This is a genomic window from Streptomyces sp. Ru72 (assembly GCF_002920635.1).
Lineage (GTDB): Bacteria > Actinomycetota > Actinomycetes > Streptomycetales > Streptomycetaceae > Streptomyces.
In genome coordinates this window covers 94,451-119,866 of the sequence record NZ_PQSR01000014.1, presented here as the reverse complement: position 1 = coordinate 119,866, position 25,416 = coordinate 94,451, and the positions used below count along the sequence as shown (strand labels likewise).

The window sequence follows — 25,416 nt, the reverse complement described above, 5'->3', positions numbered from 1 at the left end:
GTCGGGGCACTGCTGTGTCTCGTCCTCGGGGAGGACGCCTGTCGCGAGGAGGTGGCCGACCGCCACCGCTCCCTCGTCCGCGCCGTGCAGGACGGGGCCCGGGATGCGGCCAGGGAGCTGGCCGAGCGGTGCGTCCAGGAGTCGACGGCACGGCTGATCGCGCTGCGGGTGACCCTGTAGACCCTGCCGCCGTGGTGGGCCCTGCCGCCGTGGCCACCGCCGCCGTACTGCGGCCTGACCCGCGCGACCGTGAGGCCGCCGGACGGCAGGAACGGGCCCCGGCGCCGTCGGTGACCTGAACACCGACGGAGCCGGGGCCTCCGCGGCGGCCTTACGCCGGCAGCTCCGGTACCACGCTGAGGTGGTTCGCCGTGCGCCGGGCGCGGCGCGGGGGCCGGCCGGCCGGCGCCGGGCGGCGGGCCTCGCGCAGCACCAGGGTCAGCCGGGAGTACCCCATCTCCTGCAGGGTCTTGGGGGTCTCCCCCACCACCCGGCAGTCGGTGCCCCAGCGCGGGTCGGGGTGGAGCAACGGCCGCACCGCCCCGTCGTGCTCCACGGCGCGCGGTCCGGCCGCGCGGATCCAGTGCGGCAGGCCGTCCCGGTAGGCGGCCTCCATGATCGGGTCCTGGGCGATGTCCCGGCGGATGGACTGCAGCCCGTGGTCGTGCCCGTGCCGCTCCACGGCCGCGGCGAAGTGCGCGAGCATCGGCAGGCACCAGCTCGACTCGTGCTCGCCGAGGATGGTGCCCGCCTCCGGATGGAACAGCACGAACCGCAGGAAGTTGTCGCAGGGCATGGCCGTCGGATGGGATGCCACCCCGCTGAACAGTGTCCTGAACGCGCTGTTGGCGAGCACCACGTCCCAGCGGTGGTCGAAGACGACGGACGGGAAGGGGACGGCTTCGAGGAGCGTGGCATAGTCCTGCAGATACGCCCGTGCTTCCGGACTCTCGGGGAGGGGCCGCGGCTGCGACCGCTGCCCTCCTGCCTGAAACGCCATCGGGAGGTCACCCCTCTTGCCCTTGCGGCCTTCACGTGGCGCCTTGATCCTGCTGCCCCGCTTCCGACGTGTCAACTATCGTGGCATTTGGCGCTCGTTGACGGCTGAATCTCGCCACAGTTGTGGCGAGACCTGGATGTCTGTTCGAGAGAACGGCTACTCTCCGGTTGGTTCCGGGCAAGCGAGAAGAACGACCTGAGCGAGACGTAGGAGACCTGTCGGTGACGGATGGCTTCGAGGTGCCGGGAACCGCGGCGCCGGGTCTGCTGCCGGCCGTCGTGGCCCGTGTCACCGCGCTCGCCGACCGGCTGGGCGTGCCGCACGAGCAGATCTTCGACGTCGCGCGGCTGTCGGTCGAGTCGGGCGTCCCGGAGCCGGTGGTGAAGGCCCTGCTGAGCGGAGTGCCCGCCGGAGAGCCGGACGTGCAGGCCCGTTTCCTGCAGCGACTGGACCTGCTGCGCCGCACCCGGCTCAAACCCAACGGGCGCAAGTACACCCAGCAGGAGATCGCCGACGGCGCGGGCATGTCGCGACAGCAGGCGGGTGCCCTCATCAACGGCGACCGGCGCCCCACCATGGAGCACTGCGACGCCATTCAGCGCTTCTTCGGCGTGCATGCCGGGTTCCTCACGGCCGAGGACCCGGAGGCGCTCGCGAACGCCCTCCAGCGCTCCGAGCAGGAGCTCCTCCAGCAACTCGCGGACGGCGAGCGCGCGACGGCCGAGGCCGCCGACGACCCCCTGGAGCGGCTGTTGCAGGACCACGGCGTGCGCGGCATAGCCTGGCGGGCGGCCCAGCTGCCCACCGACCAGCACCGGGACAAGGTCGCCGAGTGGCTGGACATGCTCCTGGAGAGCGTCAAGCGGCCCGAGTCGTGATCCGGGAGAGAACCGTGGGCATCGGAAGGGATATGCGCCGCCTGTGCGGCGAGTTGGTCGCGGAGCTGTCGCTCCCGGCGCCGGCGGAACCCGCCGCCCTCTACGCCGCGCTGTGCGACGGCATGAGCCGGCGGCGCGGCCGTCCCGTCCAGTTCCGCACGGCTCCCTTCCCGCCGGGCACGGCCAGCGGCCTCTGGCTCGACATGGCCGACCAGGACCTCGTCGTCATCGAGGAACGCACCGCGCCCGACCACCAGTTGGTGATCCTCGGCCACGAGCTGTGGCACATGAACGCCGGGCACCACGGCCACCATGTGGAGGGCGCCGCCGTCGCCGCGCGGCTGCTGAGCGACACGGCGGATCTGCGGGCCACCGTCCACAAGGTCGCCGCCCGTACGCACTTCGACCTGGCCGACGAGAAGGACGCCGAGAGCTTCGGGCTGCTGCTCGCGAGCAAGTGCCGTACCTGGCTGGTCGGTTCGTCCCTGCGCGGGCCCGTCAAACGGGACGATCTGGCGGGGCGGATCGAGGCGTCGCTCGGTTACCGCGGGCCGCGGGGCTGAGGGCGCGGACGCCGATTCCATGGACGGTTCCAGCTATTACGTTCCGGCCGCGGCGATGGGCCTGGCGCTCACCTTCAAGGCGCCCGCACTGGCCCGTTCGTGGCGCGATCCGCTGCTCAGGTCGGTGTGCGCGCTGATGGCGCTGGCCGGCCTGGTGTTCTTCTTCGCCGCGCCCCCCACCATCGCGAAGGTCAACGACCTCACCGGCATCACCAATGTCTCGGCACCCCTGGTCTACTGCCTGCTGAGCGCGTTCAGCGCGTCCTGCCTGGTCCTCGTCGTCAACTGGCGCGGCGGCCCGCCCGAGGAGACCCGGCGCACCAACCGGAGGATCATCACCGGGTACGGGGTGGTCGTCGTCGCCCTGGTGGCGCTGTTCGCGCTCGGCGACGCCCCGGTGGAGCGGCTGGTCGACTTCGACACGTACTACGCGCGCACCCCGTATGTGCGCGAGATGATCGTGCTCTACCTGCTGGCCCTCACGGTGGCGGGCGTCGCGATGAACTTCATGTGCGGGCGCTGGGCCCTGCAGGTGCGCGGCTGGCTGCGCGCCGGGCTGCTGATCATCGTGACCGGCTACCTGTTCAACCTGGCCTATCTGACGACCAAGTTCACCGCCGTCGTCGCCCGCTGGTACGGCCACGACCTGGACTACCTCAGCAGTGACGCGGCACCGGTGCTGGCGTCCGCGGGGGCGCAGATCAGCGCGGTCGGCTTCTGCCTTCCGCTGGCCTGCCAGCGCGTCGGGGACAGCTGGAGCACCTGGGCGACCTACCGCCGGCTCGGGCCGCTGTGGCGCGAGCTGCGACCGGTGTCCACGCACGCGGACCACCGGGTGCGCATCTCCTGGTGGTCGCCGGCCGAACTCCAGGTCACCCAGCGGGAGTCCGACATCCACGACGGCATGCTCGGCCTGTACCCCTACTTCGACTCCCAGGTGCGCTCCCGCGCCTACGACGCCGCCCTGGCGGCCGGCTCCGACCCCGTCCACGCGCAGGCCGAGGCCGACGCGGCGATGGTGGCGGCGGCCGTGCGGGCGAGGGCCGCCGATCCGGAGGGCAGGGTGATCAGCTCGGCGGGGGCGGACAGCGCCCCCGCTGCGTCCCTGGAGGTCCCCCGCGACCTCGTGCGGATGTCGGTCGCCCTGCGTCAGTCACCCGTCGTCGCGGCCGCCCGGGGGCCGGCCGGGACCAGGCCAGGAAGCGACTTCCATGAGCGAACCCGCTAGCACCTCCTCGGACGCGAGACCGCGTCGTGCCGTCGTGATCGGCGGTGGCATGGCCGGCATGCTGGCCGCCGCGGCCCTGCGCGCCCACGCCGACGTCACCGTCGTCGAGCGGGATGTGCTGCCCGAGCGCCCCGAACCGCGTAAGGGGCTCCCGCAGGCCCGGCATGTGCACGTGATCTGGTCCGGGGGCGCCCGCGCCATGGAGCAGCTGCTGCCGGGGGTGACCGAGGCGTGGCTCGCGGCGGGCGCCCGGCGCGTCCCGCTGCCGACGGGGCTCGTGTCGCTTCAGCCGCGGGGCTGGTTCCGGCGCTGGCCAGAGATGCAGTTCATGATCGCGTGCAGCCGTGATCTGCTCGACTGGGTGGTGCGTGAGCGCGTCACCCGGAGCGAGCGGGTGACGGTGCTGCAGCGGACCGAACTGTTGTCTCTGGAAGGTGACGCGGCACGGGTGACGGGTGTGCGGGTGCGGACGGCCGACGGCGAGGAGCGGGTGCTGGGGGCCGACCTCGTCGTGGACGCCGCGGGACGCGGTTCGCGCGCGGCGGCGTGGCTGAAGGAACTGGGCGTGCCGGCGGCGCCGTTGGAGGAGGTGGACTCCGGGCTCGTCTACTCCAGCCGGATCTACCGGGCGCCTGCGGGCACGGAGGAGTACCCGCTGGTCAACGTGCAGTCGGACGCGACGGTCCCGGTGCCGGGGCGGACCACGACCATCGAACCGATCGAGGGCGGACGGTGGCTGGTGACGCTGTCGGGCACGCGCGGTGGCGAACCCCCCTCCAGCGCGGAGGAGTTCGAGACGTTTGCGCGCGAGAGTGTGCGGCATCCGGTGGTGGGCCAACTGATCGCGCACGCGGAGCCGCTCACGGACCCGGTCGTCACCCGCAGCACGGTCAACCGCCGGCGGTTCTACGAGAAGGTCGACGGCTGGCCCGAGGGGTTCGTCGCGATCGGCGACTCGGTGGCCACGTACAACCCGGTCTACGGGCACGGGCTCTCGGTCGCCGCGCAGGGCGCCGTGGCGCTGGGCGAGCTGGTGGCCCGGCACGGGCCGGCCGCGCCGGGGCTCGCGCGGCGGGTGCAGCGGGCGGTGGCCCGTCCGGTGGCGACGGCCTGGGAGTTCGCGACCAGCACGGACATCCACTACCCGGGCGCGATCGGCAAGGCACCGAGCCTTGCCAACCGCGTCCTCGGCGCGTACGTCAACCGGCTGATGCTCACCGCGACCGGCCGTCCGCTCGTCGCCAAGGCGTTCTTCGACGTGGTCACCCTGTCGAAGCCGATGAGCGAACTGGTCCGACCGGCGGTCGTGATCGCCGTCCTGCGCGGCCCCCGCCGCCCGCTCCTGACGGCGCCGCCGCTGACCGCGGACGAGTGGAAGGCGGTCACGGGACCGGCGGAAGGCCCGCAGAACAGCGGGGGCCGGGAGAGTGCGGCGTAGGGCCCGTTGCGAAAGTGGCGCCTGCCGCGCGACGCCCGGCACTTGCCCAAGCTCTCCGAGCAGGGGGTGCCCCCCGAGCACGCACCGGACGCCGCGCGGCCGCCCTTCGGGCGACGACGCCACTTTTCGCAGCAGGCCCTGGGGGTCCTTCCTTTGGATCAAGCCGTCGATGTGGGCGTGTTGCGCAGGGAGGCGCCGGCCGGGCCGGCCCTGAGATGAGCCGGCCCGGTAGTCATGTCCGGTTCCCGTCGCCGTCGCGTGCCGGGTCGGCGGCGTGGATCAGTTGGCGGAGTGCGCCAGGCCGCCCCATCGATGTCACCCGCGTCGTACTGTGCGGGTCCGGCACCGACCCCACCGACCTGATCGAGCCGCCCAGCGGGCAGTGACCCGCCGGCCGAAGCGGTCCCGCGGCCGGGGCGCTCACTTGAGTTCGATCACCAGGCCGAAGTCGTCGCCCCGGTGCCAGCCCGTGCTGATCTTCGGGCTGTGGTGGGTGTCGTCGGCCCAGCCGTAGAAGTGCGACCAGGTGACGTCGTCGCCGTACCAGTGGTCGTAGTCCGTCTCCGCATACGCCTGGACGGCCTTGCCGTCGCGCTTGGTGTCCCACAGGTAGAAGGCGCCCGAGGCGTACGACTTGCCGTTGACCTTCTTCGTGCACTCCATGTACTTGGCGGCGCCGCCGGAGATGTGGATCTCCTTCCAGCCGGAGCACTTGTCGGCCTGGGCCTCCACGTTCGCGGCGGGCCGAGCAGGCCGGGCGGACGGTGCGCCGGTCGCTGCCGGGGCGGCGGCGAGGCCGCCCGCCAGGGCGAGTCCGGCGGCTACCAGGGCGATGCGCTTGCGTGTCATCACAGTGGATCCTCTCCGTCGGCCGGCGGACGGTCCCCGGTGGGTCCCTCGTGGTCCGTCGGCACGACACCACCGTGCCCGGTCGCCCCGTCCCGCCCCAGCTGTCCTTGCCACATGACGCCCTTACGGGACCCCACCCCCTGTGACCTGGCAGGACGTCGCCAAAGGTGGGGGAACCGCGGGACGGCTGCGCGAGGTGTTCCCGCGGAACGGGCGGCACGGGTGGCGGCAGCGAACAGTCGCCGGCGGACGGTCGTGCGCAAATCACCGCGCCGCACGGGATTCGCCGCCTACGATGCGGTCCATGACCTGGCGACATTGATCCCGCAGCCATGCCTCCCGAGGGCCGCCTCGGATGCCCTGCTCCCGGCGTCCGAACTGTCCCTGCGGGAAGGCCTCATGACACTCTCACCTGCACGTGTGCCCGCCACCGGGATCCGGCGGCTGACCGCGAAGCTGTACTGCTACGCGTTCCTCAACGACTTCGTCCTGCTCTACCCGGTGTACGCACTGCTGTTCAGCGACACCGGTCTGCCGCTGTGGCAGATCTCCTCTCTCTTCGCCCTCTGGTCGGTCACGGGCGCACTCCTGGAAATTCCTTCCGGCGCCTGGGCCGACACGCTCTCCCGCCGGCTCCTGCTGTGGCTCGGCCCGCTCCTCACCGCCGTTGCCTTCGTCCTGTGGGTGCTCGTCCCGTCGTACGGGGCCTTCGCCCTCGGCTTCGTTCTCTGGGGCGCCGGCGGAGCTCTCCGCTCCGGGGCTCTCGAGGCACTCGTGTACGACGAGTTGGGCCGGCTCGGCGCCGCCGAGCGGTACGCGCGCGTCATGGGCCGGGTCCGCGCGGCCGGGCTGGTGGCCGTGATGGCGGCGATGGCGCTCGCCGGCCCGGTATTCGCCCTGGGCGGCTACCCGGCCGTCGGCGCGGCGAGCGCGCTGGCCTGCCTCCTCGCGGCGGCGACGGCGACCCGACTGCCGGAACACCGGGCTCCGGCCGCACGGAGCAGTGACTGGGCCAAGACGCTGCGGGCGGGGCTCGCCGAGGCCCGGGCCAACCGGTCCGTACGCGGAGCCCTGCTGCTCGTCCCGGCCGTGGGCGCCGTGTGGGGCGCGCTCGACGAGTACACCCCGCTCCTGGTATGGGGCACCGGCGTGCCCGACGAAGCCGTCCCCTACCTGCTCCTCCTCGTCTGGGCCGGGGCCACGACCGGCGGCCTGTCGGCCGGGGCGGGCGCACGCCTGGGTCAGGCCGGACTCTCCGGACTCCTCGCGGGAGCCGCACTCGCCCTTGCCATCGGCGCAGCGCTGCGGACACCGGCCGGCCTCGTCCTGGTGGCCCTCGCCTTCGGTGGCTTCCAACTGGCCACGGTGCTGGTCGACGCCCGTCTCCAGGCGCGCATCGTCGACGGACACCGGGCCACCCTGACCTCGGTGGCAAGCCTTGGCACCGACGCTGCGACGGTGGCGGTGTACGGCGCGTATGCGGCGGTCAGCTCGGCCACCACGCACAGCACCGCCTTCGTATGGGCCGCACTGCCCTACCTTGTGACGGCCCTGTTCGTAGCGGCCGGTGGCCGCGCTCAAGCCAGGTGATCGTCACGTGGCGCTGCGTTCGCTCGCCTCGCGTACGCCCCTGTCCGGCACCCGGTTCCCGGACGTACCGGGACGACCGGCCCGCAGCAGCGCCCGCCAGTGGTCGCGGCTCCACTGCGCGGGAGGTGTGCCGCCGGTGAACTCCTCGACCAGGGCAAGGAAGCGTGCGGGATCGGTGTGGAACGGGAAGTGGCCCGCGCCCTCGAAGATCTCCAGTCGGCTGCCGGGCATCGCCTCGTGCGCCCGGTGGGCGTGCCGCACGGGCACCACACCGTCCCGGTCCCCCCAGATCAGCAAGGTGGGCATGCCCTCGGTCAGATAGCAGCGGTCGAGCATGGTGACCGCCTGGCCGCGCCAGTCGACCACGGCCCGCAGCGTGCGGATGAAGGCGCTGCGGGACGTCGCGTTCGGGAGCGCGTCCACCAGGGTCAGCAACTCGGCCGTGTCCTGGCCGAGATCGGTGTCCAGCAGTCGCATCAGGTGCGCGAACAGGCCGAGGTTGAGCCGCATACCGGGCAGGCGGAGCGCGGAGAGCATCAGATGCGCTCCGGGCAGGGAGGCGGCGCGCAGCACCGGGTTGACCTCCCGGCCCACGCCCCCGGCGCTGACCAGAATCAACCGCTCGGTGCGCTCGGGGAACTGGTAGGCGAACTGCATGGCGACGCCGCCGCCCAGCGAGTGCCCCACCAGGGTCGCCGACTCGATGCCAAGGGTGGTGAGCAGATCGCGTATCCCGTTCGCGTACGCGGCCACGGAGTAGTCGGCGCGCGGTTTGTCGGAGGCTCCGTGGCCGAGCAGGTCCGGCGCGAGCACGGTGTGCGTGCGGGCCAGGTCGGGAATCAGCTCCGCCCAGGTCGCCGAGGAGTCGCCGATGCCGTGGATGAGGACGAGCACCGGGCCCTGGCCGGCCAGACGATAGGCGCGCCGGTAACCGTGCACGATCCGGTGGCGCGTGCGTGGTTCGCCCTCGCCCACGGAGCGCAGCCCAGGGACGCGCCGCGCATGCCCGCCCGGAACGTCCTCCACCGCCCGCCTCCCTTCCGCCGGCCCCCGCGAAGGCGTGTGAAAGCCCTTGCTCTCCAGCGTAGAGGGCGTGTTCCCCGCTGGATTTCGGCCATGTTTCGCCTCGGCTAAGCGGGCGAACCCACCGGGAGGCGAACGGGATTGTCAGTGGCGGACGGCAAGCTTGGGAGGTGCGCCCGAGGTGTGCGCGGCGGCCGTCCGCGCACCGCCGGCGCGTGCCGTGCACGAACCGCCGCGCGACGCCCCGTCGCACGGCCGAAACCGGGGAGAGACGACCGATGCCGACCGCCGTCCTGACCGACCGCCAGCGCGCCGCCGTGCAGGCATATCTGCGTCTCCTGCACACCGTCCGAGCCGCCTTCGACGGCCCGCCGGACGCGCACCGACCACCCGTGGTCCCGACCGCCGCGCTGGCCGAGGCGGACCGGGCCCTGGCGGAGGCGGGGCTCACGGGCACCGAGGAGGAGTTCTTCCGCCTGCTCGGCGACTGGTGCCCTCGATAGCCCGGTCGACGACTCGGAGGACGACTCAGAAGTGGTGCACGACGACGGCCGTCGCCAGCAGGCCCCCGCGTACGGTCCAGCGACCGTCGAAGGCCTCGACGCGGTGGCCGTCGACCAGCGGGCCCGGCACCAGAAGCCGTGCCCGGAAGCCGCCGGAGGCGTCCGAGGCGGCCGTGGAGTCGGACGGCCGCGAAGCGGCCCGGGAGTCCGACGAACCCGACGGGTCCGGGGCCGGGAGGGCGATGCCCGGGTCGATCTCCACGTCGGCCTCGAGAAAGTCGAGCCATTCGCCGGTCAGGGGGAACCACGCCTTGTAGACCGACTCCTTGGCGCTGAACAGCAGCCGGTCCCAGTGGACGGAAGAACGGCTGTGGGCAAGACCCCGCAGCCGGGTGCGCTCGGCGGGCAGGGCCACCGCGTCCAGTACGCCGTCCGGCAGCCGGTCGTGGGGTTCGGCGTCGATGCCGAGCGAGGCGAGTTCGCCGGCCCGGACCAGTGCGGCGGCACAGTAGCCGTCGCAGTGCGTCATGCTGCCGATCAGCCCGTCCGGCCAGCGCGGTGCGCCGCGCTCGCCGGGCAGGACGGGCTGCGGCGGGACTCCGAGCTTCTCCATGGCGTGCCGTGCGCAGGCCCGTACGGCGGTGAACTCCCGGCGCCGCTTGTCCACCGCCCGCCCTATGACCGCTTCTTCCTCGGGGTAGAGGCGGACACCTTCGCCGAGCACCTCACGGCCGTGCGCCTCCACGACCGCGACCGGCCCCGGAAGCAGCTCCTCGATCACCTGCTTGGTCCTCCATCGGCAGAATGCGCCGCAGCTCCCCGGGCGGCTGCGGGCGCGGGCCCCATTCACGGGGGTAGCCCAGGGACACCTCTTCGAAGCGGACGCCCTCGTGGTGGGTGGTCCGTGGGATGTGCAGATGGCCGTAGACCATGCACACCACCGGGAAGCGGCGGTGCCAGTCGGCGGTAAGGCGGGTCCCGCACCACATGGCGAACTCGGGATAGCGCAGGATGTCCGTCGGGTGCCGGTGAAGCGGGTAGTGGTTCACCAGCACCATGGGGAGTTCGGCGGGGATCTCGGTCAGCCTGCGTTCGGTCTCGGCCACCCGGGCCCGGCACCACGCCTCACGGCTGGGATAGGGGTCGGGGTGCAGCAGGTGCTCGTCGGTGCACACGATCCGGGTGCCGTGCGCGTAGTCGAGCCCCTGCTCCTTGGTCGTGCATCCCTTCGGCAGGAACGAGTAGTCGTAGAGCAGGAACAGCGAGGCGACGACCGCCGGACCGCCCGGGCCCTCCCAGACCGGGTAGGGGTCCTCGGGTGTCGTCACGCCCAGCCCCCGGCACACGGCCACCAGGTGCTCGTACCGTTCGACGCCGCGCAGGGTCACGGTGTCCTTCTGGTGGGTCCACAGCTCGTGGTTGCCCGGTGCCCAGATCACCTTGCTGAAGCGGCCCGCGAGCAGTTCCAGTGCCCAGCGGATGTCGGCGACGGTCTCGGCCACGTCACCGGCGACCAGCAGCCAGTCCTCGTCCGAGGTGGGCCGCATGCGCTCGACGAGGGCGCGGTTCTCGGCGTACCCGACGTGCAGGTCGCTGATGGCGAGCAGGCGTCCACGGCCGTCCGTCGACTCCACACTCGCCCCTTTCGAGATCCGAATTGGCTCCACAAGACCACATCGGGCTGCGGACGGACAAGAGCGACCCGCGGCAGGTTCCCGGCCGTGGCCGAAAGAGCGTGCACCGGGTGCTCAGCGTCGCGGAACACGCCCCTCGCCGCCTGATCGAGAGCCGGGGAAAATCCGTAACGCGCGCGTAGCAGTGACGGCGCCCGGAAGGCCCTATGATCGCCCCAGCACATCCGCCGCGGACGCCGCAGAAGCGTACGGCGGTTCGGTGCACCTCCCTCTCCCCTGGCCGGGCACGGCCTGCTTCGCCCTGCCCGCACAACCGTGAAAGGCGGCCTGCATGGTCTCTCGCGTACGCGTCTGGCTCAACCGCACGTACGCGGAGAACGTGTTCTTCATGGATCAGCTGCGGAGAAATCCCAGCGACCGGGCCGTCGAGATCCACGCCACGCACGGTGACCCGGACTCGCCGGTCCTGGCCGCCGCGGACACCGCCGATCTGGAGCCGGAGGACCTGTCCCCGGCCGCTTACGTGGAGTACGCCCTCGACCAGTGCGCACGGCGTGGCATCGATGTCTTCGTGCCCCGCCTGCACCAGTCGGCGATCGTGGCGCACCGCGCCGAGTTCGAAGCGGCGGGTACTGCACTGCTGGCTCCGCCGCCGGAGGCCGTGGCCGTCTTCGAGGACAAGGTGATCGCCTACGAGGCCGTGCAGGCGATCGGTGTGCCCGTGCCGCCGTGGTTCCGGGTGCGGTCGGCGGACGAACTCGTCGCCGCGGTGGAGGAGTTGGAGGCCGACGGGCACAAGGCGTGCTTCAAGCCGGCGTCCGGTGCGGGCGGGGTCGGCTTCCGGGTCGTCACGCGTGCCCCGTTCTCGCTCACGCACCTCACCGGGTTCCCCAGCCCCTACGCGCCGTTGGACCTGGTCGTGGAGGCGCTGAAGCAGACCGGCGAGCCGGTCGACTGGCTGGTGATGCCCCGCCTGGAGCAGCCGGAGGTGTCGGTGGACTGCCTCACCGGGCCGGACAACCGGGTACGACTGGCCATCGGCCGCACCAAGAACGGGCGTCGGCGCGGCTTCACGCAGCACGAGCAGTGGCTGGAGCCGGCGCGGCTGATCGCGGAGGGGTTCGGGCTGCACTACCTGTCCAACATCCAGTTCCGGATGTTCGGCGAGCGGCCCGTGCTCATGGATGTCAACACGCGCCCCGCCGGGGGCTTGCATCAGCTGTCCCTGTGCGGGGTCAACGCGCCCTGGGCGGCTGTGCAGTTGGCGCTCGGGGAGGATCCCGGGGAGATCACGCCGCCGTTCCTGGGGCAGGACTACACGGTGGTGTCGGGTCCGCGGCCGCTGCGACCGGTGTCGCTGCCGCAGCAGCGGGTCGAGCAGGTGGAGCCACTGCTGCCGACGGTTCCCGCACCCGTCGAGGCAGTGGAAGCAGCGGCCGAGGCACTGCCGCTCTAGGGGGTGTTTTTCGAAAGTCCTGTGCGGTGCCCGGTGCGCGCTCTGGGGGTACCCCCTGCTCGAAGAGCTTGGGGGAGTGCCGGTCGAAAGCCCTCGTACTGGACGTACTCGGGGTTTCGGCCGGTGCGGCGCGAGTGCGTGCCGGGTTTGCCCGTCGAGGGGCGGCGTCCGGTGCCCGCTCCGGGGGTACCCCCTGCTCGAAGGGCTTGAAGGAGTGCCGGGCGTCGCGACGGGGCGAACGTTGCCTGCTGGGGCGCTGGGTTCGCCGACCGGGTGAGAGCCCTTAGGAGTAGCTCAGCGGCCCGAAGGGCGAGCAGGCGGGCCCGGGGCGTCCGAGAGGCACCTCGGCGAGACTTCCGCCATGGATCTGACGCTCCATCAGGCAGCAGATGCGATGGAACGGCACGATCGCCCGAAGTGCGAGACTCCGGCGGGAAGCACGTGCCCAACCCAGGACCGGAGGTGTTCGGCAGGACCGTACTGACGCCGCAGCTCGCCGCATTGCACGCGGGCTCGGCTCTTCCGCCCACCGGTATGGACCAATTCCGTCATTCTCCTTGACACGCGGATTGGTCCATACCAACTTGGTTGCGCATCGTTCCGCATGTCCCTGCCACTCCCGAACACCCCACATCCTCCTGGGAGATCGCGTGCGCAACACACTGAGGCGTTCCAGACGCCGACTCCTCGCTCTGCTCGGTTCCGCCGCTCTGGCGGTCGGTGGAGCCATCGCCCTTCCGGGCACGGCCCAGGCGGCCAACATTCTGACCAACCCCGGCTTCGAGTCCGGCTCCCTCTCCCCCTGGTCCTGCACCGGGAACCTCGGCTCGGTCGTCTCCTCGCCCGTGCACGGGGGGTCCAAGGCCCTTCAGGGTGCGGTGAGTTCGAGTGACAACGCCCAGTGCAGCCAGACCGTGGCGGTGAAACCGAACACGACGTACACGCTTCAAGGCTGGGTGCGGGGCAGCTACGTCTACCTCGGCGTCGACGGCGGCGCCTCCACCTGGACGACGTCCCCGTCGGCCTACAGCCAGCTGTCGGTGTCCTTCACCACGGGTGCCTCCCAGACCAGTGCCACGATCTACGTCCACGGCTGGTACGCCCAGGGCTCCTACTACGCCGACGACATCAGCCTCGACGGCCCCGGCGGAGGCGGCGGCTCGGACACGCAGGCGCCGACCGCCCCCGGTGGGCTGACCTCCACGGGCAAGTCGTCGTCGAGCGTGTCGCTGAAGTGGAACGCCTCGACGGACAACGTCGGTGTGACGGCGTACGACATCTACAGCGGCTCCAGTCAGGTGCTCAGCGTCTCCGGTACGACCGCCACGGTCAGCGGGCTGTCGCCCAGCACCTCCTACACCTTCACCGTGAAGGCGCGGGACGCGGCCGGGAACACCTCCGCGGCCTCCAACTCCGTGACCGTCACCACGGACGCGGGCACCGGTGGCGGCACCGGCTTCAAGCAGGCCGCGCCCTACCTGTACGAGGGCTGGGGCGACCCGCCGAGCCCGACGACCGTGATGAGCGCGACGGGCATCAAGTGGTTCACGATGGCGTTCGTGCTGGACTCCGGCGGCTGCAACCCCGCCTGGGACGGCAGCAGACCGCTGACCGGCGGTGTCGACCAGACCGCCATCAACGCCGTCCGCTCCGCCGGCGGTGACATCGTCCCGTCGTTCGGCGGCTGGCAGGGCAGCAAGCTCGGCGCCAACTGCTCCTCGGCGAGCGCGCTCGCGGGGGCCCTGCAGAAGGTGATCGACGCCTACTCGCTCAAGGCGATCGACATGGACATCGAGAACACCGACGAGTTCGAGAACGAGGCCGTCCAGGCGAAGATCCTCACCGCCCTGAAGACGGTCAAGGCCAACAACCCCGGCCTGAAGACCATCGTCACCTTCGGGACGTCCACCACCGGCCCGACGTACTACGGCAACCGCCTCATAGAGCAGGCGCAGTCGCTCGGCGCCGACATAGACGTCTTCACCATCATGCCCTTCGACTTCGGCGGCGGCTCCGACATGTACGGCAACACCGTGAACGCGGCCGAAGGCCTGAAGGCCAAGCTGAAGTCGACCTTCGGCTGGGACGACGCCACCGCGTACTCCCACATCGGCATATCCGGCATGAACGGCCTGTCCGACCAGCAGGAGAACACGACCCCGGCGATCTGGACCCAGATCAAGGACTGGGCCAACTCGCACCACATCGCCCGTCTCGCCTTCTGGTCGGTCAACCGCGACCGGCCGTGCCCGGGCGGAGGCGTGGTGAGCAACTGCTCCGGCATCAGCCAGAACAACTGGCAGTTCACCTCGATCACGGCCGGCTTCACGGGCTGACCGAGGAAGCCACGAACGGGAAAAAAGGGGGTGCCCGGCACGTCGGGCACCCCCTGACCGTCAGAAGCGGCCCGAGCCCCGGTAGAGCTCCAGCTCGCCGTCCAACTCGACCGCGAGGACGGTGGCGTACGGGTCCAGGTCGGCCTCGGACGGCGGGTCGATCCACAGCACACCGACCGCCTCGTGCAGTCCGCCGACGACCCGGTGGCCGAGTTCGGTGCCGGTGCCGAGCACGGTGACCTTGCGGACCGGCGTGGCGAGGCCCCGGACGCCTGTCTCGGCGCGCGGGATGTCGAACAGGGTCAGGTAGAGGGTGCGGCGGTCGGCGGAAAGGGTGCTGGGGCCGTAGTGGTGTCCGGCCGGCAGGCCGCGCACCGTTCCGTACACCGCCTCCGCGTGCTTGCGGATCCACTCCCCCAGGCCCTCCAGACGCTCCACCTGGGGCTGCGGGATGGTGCCGTCCTCCATCGGGCCGACGTCCAGGAGCAGGTTGCCGCCTGCGCCGATGGTCTCGGTGAAGTAGCGGATCAGCTGGGACAGCGACTTGTGGTTGTGGTCGTGGTGCTGGTAGCCCCAGGAGTCGTTGATCGTCAGGCACAGCTCCCAGGGGCCCTCCGGCGGAACGATGGGAGCGCCCTGCTCCGGGGTGGCGTAGTCGCCCTCGCTGAGCATGCGGGCGTTGAAGACGACGTGGGGCACGTAACTGCGGATGAGCGCGGCGAGTTCGGGGATGCGCCACTGCTCCTCGCTGCGGTCCCACTCGCCGTCGAACCACATCAGGTCGGGACGGTACCGGGAGGCCAACTCCTCGACCTGGCCGTCCCGGTAGGCGATGAACCGCTCCCAGGCCTCAAGGTCCTCGTCCTCGGCCGCCACCTCGGAGTAGCGGTTGTCCTCCAGCTCCGGCGGGCGGCCCGGCTTGCGCGTGGAGGCGTAGTCGGGGTGGTTCCAGTCGGAGTGGGAGTAGTAGAGGCCGACCTTGAGCCCCTTCTCGCGCAGTGCCTCCGCGTACGGGCCGATGTAGTCCTTGCCGAGGTTGAGGTCGCCGTACCGCGTGTCCCACAGGGCCACCCCGTCGTGGTGACGGCTCGTCAGCACGGCGTACCTGGCGCCGGCGCGGGCGAACAGGTCCGCCCACGCCTTCGGGTCGTAGTCGGCGCCGGTGAAACGCTCCAGCTGGGACATGTACTGCTCGTGCGGCACGATGTCGTCGTAGAACGACCACGACTCCTGGACGCCGTCGACGGCATAGATGCCCCAGTGCACGAAGATCCCCAACTTGGCGTCGGTGAACCAGGGTTGCATGGCCACCGGTCAGCCCCTCCGCAGGCGGAGGGTCACGATCTGGAAGGGCCGCAGCGCGACGGGGACACCGCCGTCGACGATCTCCGCGTCCTCCAGCGGGCGCTCCAGCAGGTCCGTCACCTGGGCGCCGGCGAGCGGGAAGCCCGTGTGGAGCACACCCTCGGCGCGTCCGCCGCGCGACTCGTAGAGCCGTACGACGACGTCACCGGACTCGTCGTCGGCGAGCTTCACCGCCTCCATGGTGACGCCCTGGCCGTCCACGGAGACGACCGGCTCCGGCGCGCCCGCCGCCTCGGCCACCCGGAGGGGGAGGTTGAGGGCGTAGCCCTCGGCGACCGCGTCATCGATGGTCGCGCCCGGGAGGAGGGAGTACGTGAAGCGGTGGCGGCCCTGGTCGGCGCCCGGGTCCGGGATGCGCGGGGCGCGGACCAGGCTGAGGCTCACCCTGGTCGTGGTGCCGCCGTCCTCGCGGACCGTGCGGGAGACGTCGTGGCCGTAGGTCGAGTCGTTGATGACCGCGACGCCGTAGCCGGGCTCGGCGATGTGCACCCAGCGGTGGCCGGAGACCTCGAAACGGGCCGCCTCCCAGCTGGTGTTGGTGTGGGTGGGCCGCTGGATGTGCCCGAACTGGATCTCCGCGGAGGAGTGCGGGGCGCGGATGTCGACCGGGAAGCCCGCCTTGAGGAACTTCTCCGCCTCGTGCCAGTCGATGTCCGTCTCGAAGTCGATACGGGGGCTGCCGGCGCGGAGCGTGATCGTCTGCGTGATCTTCGAGCCCTTGCCGAAGCTCCGCTCCACGCGGATCGCGCCGAGCAGCGGGTCCTCCTCCACGACCGTCACGGAGTCGGCGTCCAGCAGATCCGTGTAGCGGTTCTTGTAGTGCTTGTCGACGTCCCAGGCGTCCCAGTAGTTCGGCAGGTCGGTGTGCAGGCGCAGCAGATTGCCCTTGTCGGCGAGGACCTCACGGCCACCGGCCCGCAGGTCGCGCACGGAGGCCAGCGTGCCGTCCTCCGCGACCTCGACGCGCACGAGGCCGTTGTCGAGCACACGGCCGCTCACCGTGACCGGCTGCGGCGGGGCGGCGACCGCCACGGGCGCGCTGCCGTTGGCCGGCACCTCGGCGTAGACCGGGACGCCCGTGGCCGTGCGGACGACCTCGGCGCGGTCGAAGGGGCTGGTGTTGAAGACGCGGGTGCCGCCGGCGCCCAGCGCGGCCACCGCCTGCGCCGTCAGCTCCTCCAGCTCCTGGGCGACGCGGGCGTACTCGGCCTCGGCCTCGCGGTGCACCCAGGCGATCGACGAGCCCGGCAGGATGTCGTGGAACTGGTGCAGCAGGACCGTCTTCCACAGCCGGTCGAGCTTCTCGTACGGGTAGGCGTAGCCCGGGGCGTGGAGCGCGGCCGTGGTCGCCCACAACTCCGCCTCGCGCAGCCGGTGTTCGCTGCGTCGGTTGCCCTGCTTGGTGCGGGCCTGGGAGGTGTAGGTGGCCCGGTGCAGCTCCAGGTACAGCTCGCCCACCCACACCGGGGCGTCCGGGTACTCCTCGCGGGCCTTGGCGAAGAACGCGTCGGGGTGTTCGACCTCGACCCGGGCGGAGCCCTCCAGGTTCTTCAGCCGCCGCGCCCGCTCCATGATCTCGCGGGTGGGGCCGCCACCGCCGTCACCCCAGCCGAAGGGGGCCAGCGAGCGCGTCGCGCCGCCCTTCTCCTGGTAGTTGCGCACCGCCCGGGCCATCTCCTCGCCGCTGAAGCGGGCGTTGTAGGTGTCGACCGGCGGGAAGTGGGTGAAGATGCGGGTGCCGTCGATGCCCTCCCACCAGAAGGTGTGGTGGGGGAACCTGTTGGTCTGGTTCCACGAGATCTTCTGGGTCAGGAACCACTCGTTGCCGGCGAGCTTGGCGAGCTGCGGGTAGGCGGCGGTGTAGCCGAAGGAGTCCGGCAGCCAGACGCCCTTGGTCTCGATGCCGAAGTGCTCGATGAAGAACCGCTTGCCGTGGATGAGCTGGCGGGCGATGGCCTCGCCGCCGGGCAGGTTGCCGTCGGCCTCCACCCACATGCCGCCGACCGGGGCCCACTGGCCCTTCTTCACCGACTCCTGGATACGGGCCCACACGTGCGGGTAGTTGTCGCGCACCCACTCGTACTGCTGGGCCTGCGAGCAGGCGAAGACGAACTCCTCGTACTCGTCGGCCAGGGACGTGACGTTGGAGAAGGTGCGGGAGGTCTTGCGCTTGGTCTCCCGGATCGGCCACAGCCAGGCGGAGTCGATGTGCGCGTGGCCGACGCCGGAGACGATGTGCGCGCTGGCGTGCGCGGGCTTGGCGAGGGCGGGCTTCAGCGCCTCCCGGACGGAGGCGGCCGAGCCGGAGACGTCGTCGAGGTCGAGCAGGTCCATCGCCCGGTCGAGGGCATGCATGATCTCGTGCCGGCGCGGGTCGTGCTCGCCGAGCTCCAGCATCAGCTCGCGCAGCACCTGGATGTCGAGGTCGAGGTGCCAGACGTCCTCGTCCAGGATGGCGATGTCGGCGCGCCGGAAGGTGTAGAGCGGCTTGTCCCCTGCTGTCAGCACGTCGCCGAGCGGGGTGGGGGCCGCGAAATTGTGCGCGAGGATGTCCGGGTTGGAGGCGGCCTCGACGAGGTAGTGGATCTCCTCGCCGCCGACGGCCGGGTGGGCGATCGGGACGTACTGGTTGAGCGGGTTGACGGCCTTCAGCGGCCGGCCGTCGGTCAGGTGCACCAGGGCCTCGGCCTGGTTGCCGGGCCAGTCGCCCACGAAGCCGAGGTCGATGACGGCCTCGACGCGCCGGCCGGCCCACTCCGCGGGGACCTGTCCACGCATCCGGAACCAGGTGGTGCCCCACGGCGGGCCCCATGGGGTTCCCATCGAGAAGGGCGCGTAGGACGCGGCGGCGGCCTCGGCGAACGGGACCGGCTCCCCCGGGGCCTGCCAGGCCTCCACCTCGAGGGGAACCGTGGCGGCGTAGATCGCGGTCTTGATGCGCTGGTCGTGGAGGCGCTGGACGCGCTCCTCGATCCGGCGGCGTTCGTCGTGCATTCGGTGTCTCCAGGGAGAGCGGGAGGCTAGAGAGGGAAAGCGCTTACTGAGAGGTGTTCACCTAAGGTACGCCAGCCCGGGGTGGACCGCCGTGTAGCCCTCGACCAGCCTGCGGGCCACGTTCACGGAGTCGACCAGCGGATGGAGGGCGAACGCCTTCACGGCCGTCGCGCGGTCGCCGGACTCGGCGGCGGCGAGCACCTCGCGCTCCACCGCCTTGACCGCGCAGACCAGTCCGGTGGCGTGGCCCGGCAGCGGGTCGACCGCGACCGGGTGCGCACCGTTCGCGTCGACCAGGCACGGGACCTCGATGACGGCCTCGGTGTCGAGGACGGACAGGGTGCCGCGGTTGCGGACGTTGAGGATCAGGGTCGTGCGCTCGTCCCGCGCGATCGCCCGCATCAGGGCGATCGCGACCTTCTCGTATCCGCCGGACAGGTCGTCGGCCTCGCGCTCGCCGGCGCCCGCGGTCTCGCGGTTCTCGGCCATGTAGGTGGCCTCCCGCTCGGCGCGGGTGCGTTCCCATGCCTGAAGGGCGGAGGCGCCCGGCCGCGCGACCTGTTCGTAGAAGTGCGCCTGCTGGTCGCGCAGGAAGGCGCCGCGGGTCTTCTCGGCGTGCTGGTACGCGCGCACGGACTCGCGGTTGAAGTAGTAGTAGTGCAGATACTCGTTGGGGATCGCGCCCAGCGACTGCAGCCACTCGGTCCCGAAGAGCTTGCCCTCCTCGAAGGAGCCGAGCAGGTCGGGGTCGGCGAGCAGGCGCGGGAGTTCGTCGCGGCCGGCGACGCGCAGGCCGCGGACCCAGCCGAGGTGGTTGAGGCCGACGTAGTCGATCCACGCCTCCTTGGGGTTCGCGCCGAGCACACGGGCGATGCGGCGGCCGAGGCCGACCGGTGAGTCGCAGATGCCGATGACGCGGTCGCCCAGGTGGCGGGACATGGCCTCCGTGACGAGGCCCGCCGGGTTGGTGAAGTTGATGACCCAGGCGTCGGGGGCGAGCCGGGCCACCCGCCGGGCGATGTCGACGGCGACCGGGACCGTGCGCAGCCCGTAGGCGATGCCCCCGGCGCCGACCGTCTCCTGCCCGAGGACGCCCTCCGCGAGGGCCACGCGCTCGTCGTTCGCCCTGCCCTCCAGGCCGCCCACGCGGATCGCGGAGAAGACGAAGTCGGCGCCGCGCAGGGCCTCGTCGAGATCGGTCGTGGCGGTCACCTCGGGCGCGTCGGGCACCCCCGCGGCCTGCTCGGCCAGGACCCGGGTCACGGCCGAGAGCCGGCCCGCGTCCAGATCGTGCAGCACGACCCGGGTGACGCGGCCCTCGGCGCGGTCCGTCAGGAGCGCCCCGTACACGAGCGGGACGCGGAAGCCGCCACCGCCCAGAATCGTCAGCTTCACGCTTGCACCTTTCCTGCCACGATCACCTCGACGCCCGCCTCGTCCAGCGAGGAGCGGGTCGCCGCGTTCACCGGCGCGTCCGACACCACCACATCCAGGTCCTCGGGACCGCAGACCTTCGCCATACCCGTACCCGGGAACTTGGCCGAGTCGGCGAGCAGGACGACCCTGTCGCTCGCCTTGATCATGGCTCGCTTGACCGGTACCTCGACGACCGTCGTGTCCATCACCTGCCCGCCGGGCCGGACCCCGCTGGTGCCGAGGAAGAGCCAGTCCGCGTGGAGCTGGCGCAGGTTGTCCTCGGTGAGGAAGCCGACCAGCGAGCGGTACTCGCGGCGGACCATGCCGCCGAGCAGCACCAGCTCGATGCCCTCGTCGTCGGCGAGCTCCTCGTAGACGACGAGGTTGCTGGTGATCACGGTGAGCCGGCGGCCGTGCAGCCGTCGGGCCAGGCGGTAGGCGGTGGTGCCGATGTCGAGCAGCACCGACTGTCCGTCCGTGATCATCTCTGCGGCGTGCGCGGCTATCGCGTCCTTCTCGGACACGCGCACCTCGGCGACCTCGGCGAAGGGCTGGTCGCCGTCCTCCACGACCGCGCCACCGTGCACCCGCGTGAGCAGGCCGTCCTCCTCCAGCTTGACGAGGTCGCGCCGGATGGTGGCCGGGCTCACACCGAGCTGCTCGGAGAGATCGGTCACTGACGCGGGCCCGCCGGAGCGCAGGACCCGCAGGATGAGTTGGTGTCGTCGTTCTGCCAGCACGCCGCGAACACTACTCGTCATCTTCAATCATTTCTATGCTCACTTCTGCTTGAGTATTGACCAATCTCGTCGATGAGCGCACGATTCCGTGCACCGAGTTTGAGCAGTTCTGACGAGAGGACCCACGCGTGGACGTCGACCGGCCCGATGTGCTGTTGACCGGGCTGCTCTTCTACGACCTCGTCCTCACGGGCCTGGGCAAAGCACCGACACCGGGCGAGGAGATCTGGACGGCGGGCATGGGCTGCGGCCCGGGCGGCATCGCGAACCTCGCGGTGGCCGCCGCCCGCTTCGGCCTGAGCACCTCCCTGGCCACGGTCTTCGGCGACGACTTCTACGGCGCGTACTGCCAGGACGTCATCGGCGACCAGGAGCACGTCGACCTCTCGCTCTCCCGCACCGCGAGCGGCTGGCCCACTCCCGTCACCGTCTCGCTCGCGTACGGCGACGACCGGGCCCTGGTCACGCACGGCCAGGAGCCCCCGTACACGCAGGACGAGCTGATGCGTGAGGTGCCCGAGGCGCGCACCGCCCTGGTGCACCTCGAGGCCGAGCCCCGCGCCTGGCTCGCCAAGGCCGCCGCGAACGGCACCCAGATCTACGCCGACGTCGGCTGGGACCCCACCCGGCGATGGTCCCGGGACCTCCTCGACCAGCTCTCCCTGTGTCACGCCTTCCTCCCCAACGAGACCGAGGCGATGGCCTACAGCCGCACCGACAGCGCGGTCGCGGCGCTCGGCACGCTCTCCGAGCTGGTGCCGGTCGTCGTGGTCACGCGGGGCGGCGCCGGCGCCGTGGCCGTCGACCAGACGACGGGCGAGTACGCCGAGGCCCCGGCCCTCGACGTCGGCGTACTGGACGCGACGGGCGCCGGCGACGTGTTCGGCGCGAGCTTCGTCGCCGCCTCGCTCGGCGGCTGGCCGCTTGAGGAACGGCTGCGGTTCGCCGTGCTCGCCGCGGGCCTGTCCGTACAGCACCACGGCGGAGCCCTCGCCGCCCCCGGCTGGTACGGCGTCGACCGCTGGTGGCGCTCCCTGGCCGACCCCGACCTCAAGCAGGTCTACGGCTTCCTGGCGGACCGCCTCCCGGCGGACGTGGGCCCACCCGTGCCCCACGCCCCCGTCACCCCGCCGATCCCTCGCACGACCGCCGGCCCACGGGCCTTCGCACGGCAGCACTGACTCTCATCACGCCCCTCAGCACCACGCAACAGGAACAACAGGAGTGACCCGTGGACCTTTCTCGTAGAGGCTTCCTCCAGGCCGCCGCGCTCACCGCGGCCGCGTCCGGCCTGACCGTCGCATGCGGCAGCGGCTCAGGATCGAGCGGCACCAAGAACGGCAAGGACCTCACCTTGTGGTACTGGGGCGGCGCACTCAGCGACAAGGTGGTCGCGGAGGCCAAGACACACTTCGGCAGCCAGGTCAAGCTGACCGTCTCGTCCATCGGCGGTGACTTCAAGCAGAAGCTCACCACCACCCTGGCGGCGGGCAGCTCCGTGCCCGACATCACCGGCATCAAGGGCGAGGACATGGCGTCCTTCCTGCCCAACGCCGGCCGCTTCCTCGACCTCAACGACCTGGGCTTCAAGAAGATCTCGTCCCAGTACCTGGACTGGAAGACCAAGCTCGCCCAGACCGCCGACGGCAAGCAGGTCGGCTTCCCGATCGACATCGGTCCGACCGCGCTCTTCTACCGGGCGGACCTGTTCGCCAAGGCCGGGCTGCCCACCGACCCCGACAAGGTCGCCGCACAGGCCAAGACGTGGGAGGACTACTTCGCGCTCGGCACCGAGCTGAAGAAGAAGGTCCCCGGCACCTACCTCGTCAACAACATCAGCTCGGTGTTCAACATGGCCGTCGGCCAGGGCACCCAGCGGTTCATCGACAAGAACAACCACTTCATCGGCGACCAGGACCACATCCGCACCGCGTGGACCACGGCGGTGCGCCCCTACACCCTCGGCCTCGACGCCAAGATCAACGACAACACCTGGAACGCCGCCATCGGCAAGAGCCTGACCACCGAACTCGGCGCGGCCTGGCACGCTCTGGACATCGAGCAGGCAGCCCCGGGCACCAAGGGCAAGTGGCGGGTGTGCGCGATGCCCGGCGGACCGGCCAACCAGGGCGGCTCCTACCTGGCCCTGCCCAAGCAGTGCCGCAACCCCGAAGAGGCATTCAAGATCATCAGCTGGATCCTCAGCCCGGCCAACGACGCCCGCGGCTTCACCGACGCCGCCATCTTCCCCGCCGCCCCGGCCGCGTACGCCATGCCGGCCATGACGGGCCCCGACGCCTTCTTCGGCGGGCAGAAGATCATCGAGGTCTTCGGCCCGGCCGCGAAGGCCATCCCGGACAGCTACGAGGCGCCCGCCGACGCCGCCGTCATGGCCCCCTACATGACGGAACTGACCAACATCGAGGCCAAGGGCAAGAAGCCCGACGACGCCTGGAAGGACGCGGTCAGCCAGGCCAGGCAGATCGCCCGGCGCCAGGGGGTGAACTGAGGTGTCGTCACCTCCGCTCACCGGTCCCGCCACGGTGCCCGAGCACCGTGGCGGGCCGGGCCCGGCCCGGTTCCGCCCGCGGCGCGCCACGCCCGCGGGCACCGCTCGGCCCAGGCGGCGCGGGCTGCTGTCCTACTGGCGGCAGTACCTGGCGATCTCGCCCTTCTACCTGATCTTCGTCGCCTTCTCCTTCTTCCCCGTCTTCTACTCGCTGTACCTGGCCTTCCAGCGCTGGGACGGCATGGGCACCATGCAGTTCGTGGGCCTGCAGCAGTTCCGGTTCCTCTGGTCGGACCCGGTCTTCTGGCTGTCGATCCGCAACACCCTGGTGATCTGGGTCCTGTCCACCGTTCCCACGCTCTTCGGCGCCCTGGTGCTGGCGACGCTGCTGCACTCGGTGCGCCGCTTCAAGGGCTTCTACCGCATCGCCCTGTACGTCCCGAACGTCACCTCGATCGTCGCGGTGGCGATCTTCTTCGGCGCGGTGTTCAGCAACAACTTCGGCCTGGTCAACGCGATCCTGGGCACGGTCGGCATCTCGCCCGTCCCGTGGCTCAGCAACCCGTGGCTGATCAAACTGGTCATCGCGCTGCTGATGACCTGGATGTGGACCGGCTACAACATGATCATCTATCTGGCCGGTCTCCAGGCGATCCCGACGTCGATCTACGAGGCCGCGAAGATGGACGGTGCCGGGCCCGTCCGCACCTTCTTCCAGATCACCATCCCGATCATGCGGCCCATCATCCTGTTCACCGTCATCATCTCGACCATCAACGGCCTGCAGAGCTTCAGCGAGCCCCAGGTCCTGTTCGCCAGCAACGCCGCCAACGCGAACCTCGGCGGCCCGGGCCAGGCCGGTCTGACCACGTTGCTGTACTTCTACCAGTCGGCCTTCCTGAACAACGACTACGGCTACGGCGCGGCCATCGTGTGGGCCTTCTTCGTACTGATCCTCGTGCTGGTCGCCATCAACTGGCGCATCACGCGCGGAGGGAGGAAGTCATGACGACAGCCGACACGACGCGGCCGGCCAAGAGCGCGCGGCGTCTGCGCCGCCCCAAGGGCCTGACCGCGCACATCATCCTCGTGCTGGCGGTCCTGATCTCGGTCTTCCCCTTCGCGTGGACGATCGTCATGGCGACCAACACCACCCAGGAGATCTACAAGAGCCCACCGAAGCTGACCTTCGGCTCCCACCTGCTGGAGAACATCCGGCACGTGCTGAACACCATCGACTTCTTCGGGTCGATGCTCAACACGGTCGTCGTCGCGTGCGTCACCACCGCCCTGGTGCTGTTCATCGACTCCCTGGCGGCCTTCACCTTCGCCAAGTTCGACTTCCCCGGACGCAAGGTGCTGTTCGGCACGCTGCTGTTGTTCATGATGCTGCCGCTCCAACTGGCCATCCTGCCGCAGTTCATCCTCATGTCGAAGATCGGCTGGGTCGGCATGCTCAAGGCGCTGGCGCTGCCCTCCCTCGCCAACGCCTTCGGCATCTTCTGGCTGCACCAGTACATAGAGAACGGCGTGCCCGACGAGCTGCTCGACGCCGCGCGCATCGACGGCGCCGGGTTCTTCCGTCAGTACTGGAACATCACGCTGCCGATGATCAGGCCCGCGCTGTCCTTCCTTGCCATCTACGCCTTCGTCAACTGCTGGAACGACTACATCTGGCCGCTCGTCGTGCTCACCAACCCCGACCATGTGACGCTCCAGGTGGAGCTCGCCCAGCTCAACGTCGGCCACACCACCGACTACAGCATGGTCATGGCCGGTGTGCTCATGGCGGCCCTCCCCCTGGTGGTGGTCTTCAGCATCTTCGCCCGCGGGTTCATAGCGGGCGCCACCGAAGGAGCGGTACAGGGCAGCTGAACCGGTGTCGCGAGGAAGA

General features: G+C 70.8%; 21 protein-coding genes and 1 pseudogene. 13 read left to right on the top strand and 9 right to left on the bottom strand.

The genetic code is table 11. The features are described from left to right. Positions 1–180 (top strand): annotated as a pseudogene (locus C3488_RS09810) (GntR family transcriptional regulator); the annotation flags it as partial. A gap of 151 nt (positions 181–331) precedes the next feature. Here the strand turns inward: C3488_RS09810 and C3488_RS09805 are convergent. After that, entirely contained in the window at positions 332–1,000 is a 669-nt protein-coding gene (locus tag C3488_RS09805; RefSeq protein WP_181138949.1) for a hypothetical protein, read from the bottom strand. Between the two features lie 221 nt (positions 1,001–1,221). Here C3488_RS09805 and C3488_RS09800 point away from each other — a divergent pair, with 221 nt between their 5' ends. From C3488_RS09800 to C3488_RS09785, 4 genes are read left to right on the top strand one after another with little or no spacing between them, the layout of a single operon-like run. After that, positions 1,222–1,878: a helix-turn-helix transcriptional regulator gene (locus C3488_RS09800; protein WP_103838949.1), complete on the top strand. Its 657-nt coding sequence runs from the start codon at positions 1,222–1,224 to the stop codon at positions 1,876–1,878. 32 nt (positions 1,879–1,910) lie between these two features. Continuing rightward, on the top strand, positions 1,911–2,441 hold the full coding sequence (locus C3488_RS09795; RefSeq protein ID WP_103838948.1) for a toxin-antitoxin system, toxin component: 531 nt from the start codon (positions 1,911–1,913) through the stop codon (positions 2,439–2,441). Positions 2,442–2,460: 19 nt separating this feature from the next. Beyond that, on the top strand, positions 2,461–3,669 hold the full coding sequence (locus C3488_RS09790; RefSeq protein ID WP_103838947.1) for an MAB_1171c family putative transporter: 1,209 nt from the start codon (positions 2,461–2,463) through the stop codon (positions 3,667–3,669). After that, complete coding sequence (locus C3488_RS09785) at positions 3,653–5,107, top strand: NAD(P)/FAD-dependent oxidoreductase (protein ID WP_103838946.1); 1,455 nt, start codon at positions 3,653–3,655, stop codon at positions 5,105–5,107. Before C3488_RS09790 ends, C3488_RS09785 begins: the two co-directional genes overlap by 17 nt. Before the next feature lie 420 nt (positions 5,108–5,527). Here the strand turns inward: C3488_RS09785 and C3488_RS09780 are convergent, their stop codons facing one another. Next, positions 5,528–5,956, bottom strand: coding sequence for a hypothetical protein (locus C3488_RS09780; protein ID WP_103838945.1), 429 nt, complete (start codon positions 5,954–5,956; stop codon positions 5,528–5,530). 399 nt (positions 5,957–6,355) lie between these two features. Between C3488_RS09780 and C3488_RS09775 the strand changes: the two genes are divergently transcribed. Continuing rightward, positions 6,356–7,546 (top strand): MFS transporter, encoded by a 1,191-nt coding sequence (locus C3488_RS09775; protein WP_103838944.1) that lies wholly within the window; start codon positions 6,356–6,358, stop codon positions 7,544–7,546. Between the two features lie 3 nt (positions 7,547–7,549). On the opposite strand, the gene C3488_RS09770 is transcribed toward C3488_RS09775, so the two are convergent. Beyond that, a complete protein-coding gene (locus C3488_RS09770) occupies positions 7,550–8,572 on the bottom strand; it encodes an alpha/beta fold hydrolase (RefSeq protein WP_103838943.1) in 1,023 nt (340 codons plus the stop codon). A gap of 275 nt (positions 8,573–8,847) precedes the next feature. Here C3488_RS09770 and C3488_RS09765 point away from each other — a divergent pair, with 275 nt between their 5' ends. Then, entirely contained in the window at positions 8,848–9,072 is a 225-nt protein-coding gene (locus C3488_RS09765) for a hypothetical protein (protein ID WP_103838942.1), read from the top strand. Positions 9,073–9,097: 25 nt separating this feature from the next. Here C3488_RS09765 and C3488_RS09760 read toward each other — a convergent pair whose 3' ends face one another. Together C3488_RS09760 and C3488_RS09755 are read right to left on the bottom strand one after the other, a co-directional pair. Further along, positions 9,098–9,853 carry a 4'-phosphopantetheinyl transferase gene (locus C3488_RS09760; protein ID WP_103838941.1) on the bottom strand — a complete coding sequence of 252 codons (756 nt, stop codon included), beginning with the start codon at positions 9,851–9,853 and terminating at the stop codon, positions 9,098–9,100. After that, positions 9,798–10,706, bottom strand: coding sequence for a metallophosphoesterase (locus C3488_RS09755; RefSeq protein WP_103838940.1), 909 nt, complete (start codon positions 10,704–10,706; stop codon positions 9,798–9,800). Before C3488_RS09755 ends, C3488_RS09760 begins: the two co-directional genes overlap by 56 nt. 331 nt (positions 10,707–11,037) lie before the next feature. Between C3488_RS09755 and C3488_RS09750 the strand changes: the two genes are divergently transcribed. Both C3488_RS09750 and C3488_RS09745 read left to right on the top strand, forming a co-directional pair. Next, positions 11,038–12,162 carry an ATP-grasp domain-containing protein gene (locus C3488_RS09750; protein ID WP_103838939.1) on the top strand — a complete coding sequence of 375 codons (1,125 nt, stop codon included), beginning with the start codon at positions 11,038–11,040 and terminating at the stop codon, positions 12,160–12,162. A gap of 650 nt (positions 12,163–12,812) precedes the next feature. Next, positions 12,813–14,498, top strand: coding sequence for a carbohydrate binding domain-containing protein (locus tag C3488_RS09745; protein ID WP_103838938.1), 1,686 nt, complete (start codon positions 12,813–12,815; stop codon positions 14,496–14,498). 60 nt (positions 14,499–14,558) lie between these two features. Here the strand turns inward: C3488_RS09745 and C3488_RS09740 are convergent, their stop codons facing one another. The 4 genes from C3488_RS09740 to C3488_RS09725 are packed head-to-tail and all read right to left on the bottom strand — an operon-like array spanning position 14,559 to position 21,013. Further along, entirely contained in the window at positions 14,559–15,809 is a 1,251-nt protein-coding gene (locus C3488_RS09740; RefSeq protein WP_181138948.1) for an alpha-L-fucosidase, read from the bottom strand. Positions 15,810–15,812: 3 nt separating this feature from the next. After that, positions 15,813–18,857 carry a glycoside hydrolase family 38 C-terminal domain-containing protein gene (locus C3488_RS09735; RefSeq protein WP_103838937.1) on the bottom strand — a complete coding sequence of 1,015 codons (3,045 nt, stop codon included), beginning with the start codon at positions 18,855–18,857 and terminating at the stop codon, positions 15,813–15,815. A 57-nt stretch (positions 18,858–18,914) separates the two neighbouring features. Continuing rightward, on the bottom strand, positions 18,915–20,252 hold the full coding sequence (locus tag C3488_RS09730) for a 6-phospho-beta-glucosidase (protein WP_103838936.1): 1,338 nt from the start codon (positions 20,250–20,252) through the stop codon (positions 18,915–18,917). Then, positions 20,249–21,013: a DeoR/GlpR family DNA-binding transcription regulator gene (locus C3488_RS09725; protein WP_103838935.1), complete on the bottom strand. Its 765-nt coding sequence runs from the start codon at positions 21,011–21,013 to the stop codon at positions 20,249–20,251. Before C3488_RS09725 ends, C3488_RS09730 begins: the two co-directional genes overlap by 4 nt. A 128-nt stretch (positions 21,014–21,141) precedes the next feature. On the opposite strand from C3488_RS09725, the gene C3488_RS09720 reads away from it, so the two are divergent. From C3488_RS09720 to C3488_RS09705, 4 genes are all read left to right on the top strand, one after another. Continuing rightward, positions 21,142–22,194: a carbohydrate kinase family protein gene (locus C3488_RS09720; RefSeq protein WP_103838934.1), complete on the top strand. Its 1,053-nt coding sequence runs from the start codon at positions 21,142–21,144 to the stop codon at positions 22,192–22,194. A gap of 50 nt (positions 22,195–22,244) precedes the next feature. Continuing rightward, positions 22,245–23,522, top strand: a complete 1,278-nt coding sequence (locus C3488_RS09715; RefSeq protein WP_103838933.1) for an ABC transporter substrate-binding protein — start codon at positions 22,245–22,247, stop codon at positions 23,520–23,522. A gap of 124 nt (positions 23,523–23,646) precedes the next feature. Then, positions 23,647–24,531 carry a carbohydrate ABC transporter permease gene (locus C3488_RS09710; RefSeq protein WP_103838960.1) on the top strand — a complete coding sequence of 295 codons (885 nt, stop codon included), beginning with the start codon at positions 23,647–23,649 and terminating at the stop codon, positions 24,529–24,531. Next, a complete protein-coding gene (locus C3488_RS09705; protein WP_103838932.1) occupies positions 24,528–25,397 on the top strand; it encodes a carbohydrate ABC transporter permease in 870 nt (289 codons plus the stop codon). The genes C3488_RS09710 and C3488_RS09705 overlap by 4 nt, the downstream gene beginning before the upstream one ends. The last annotated feature ends 19 nt before the right edge of the window (positions 25,398–25,416 follow it).

What these genes read in the sequence shown, in the direction of transcription:
- C3488_RS09765 (WP_103838942.1), top strand. Translation starts at nt 8,848, where the DNA reads ATGCCGACCGCCGTCCTGACCGACCGCCAGCGCGCCGCCGTGCAGGCA.
- C3488_RS09705 (WP_103838932.1), top strand. Translation starts at nt 24,528, where the DNA reads ATGACGACAGCCGACACGACGCGGCCGGCCAAGAGCGCGCGGCGTCTG.
- C3488_RS09805 (WP_181138949.1), bottom strand. Translation starts at nt 1,000, where the DNA reads ATGGCGTTTCAGGCAGGAGGGCAGCGGTCGCAGCCGCGGCCCCTCCCC.
- C3488_RS09795 (WP_103838948.1), top strand. Translation starts at nt 1,911, where the DNA reads ATGCGCCGCCTGTGCGGCGAGTTGGTCGCGGAGCTGTCGCTCCCGGCG.
- C3488_RS09735 (WP_103838937.1), bottom strand. Translation starts at nt 18,857, where the DNA reads ATGCACGACGAACGCCGCCGGATCGAGGAGCGCGTCCAGCGCCTCCAC.
- C3488_RS09750 (WP_103838939.1), top strand. Translation starts at nt 11,038, where the DNA reads ATGGTCTCTCGCGTACGCGTCTGGCTCAACCGCACGTACGCGGAGAAC.
- C3488_RS09775 (WP_103838944.1), top strand. Translation starts at nt 6,356, where the DNA reads ATGACACTCTCACCTGCACGTGTGCCCGCCACCGGGATCCGGCGGCTG.
- C3488_RS09785 (WP_103838946.1), top strand. Translation starts at nt 3,653, where the DNA reads ATGAGCGAACCCGCTAGCACCTCCTCGGACGCGAGACCGCGTCGTGCC.
- C3488_RS09790 (WP_103838947.1), top strand. Translation starts at nt 2,461, where the DNA reads ATGGACGGTTCCAGCTATTACGTTCCGGCCGCGGCGATGGGCCTGGCG.
- C3488_RS09780 (WP_103838945.1), bottom strand. Translation starts at nt 5,956, where the DNA reads ATGACACGCAAGCGCATCGCCCTGGTAGCCGCCGGACTCGCCCTGGCG.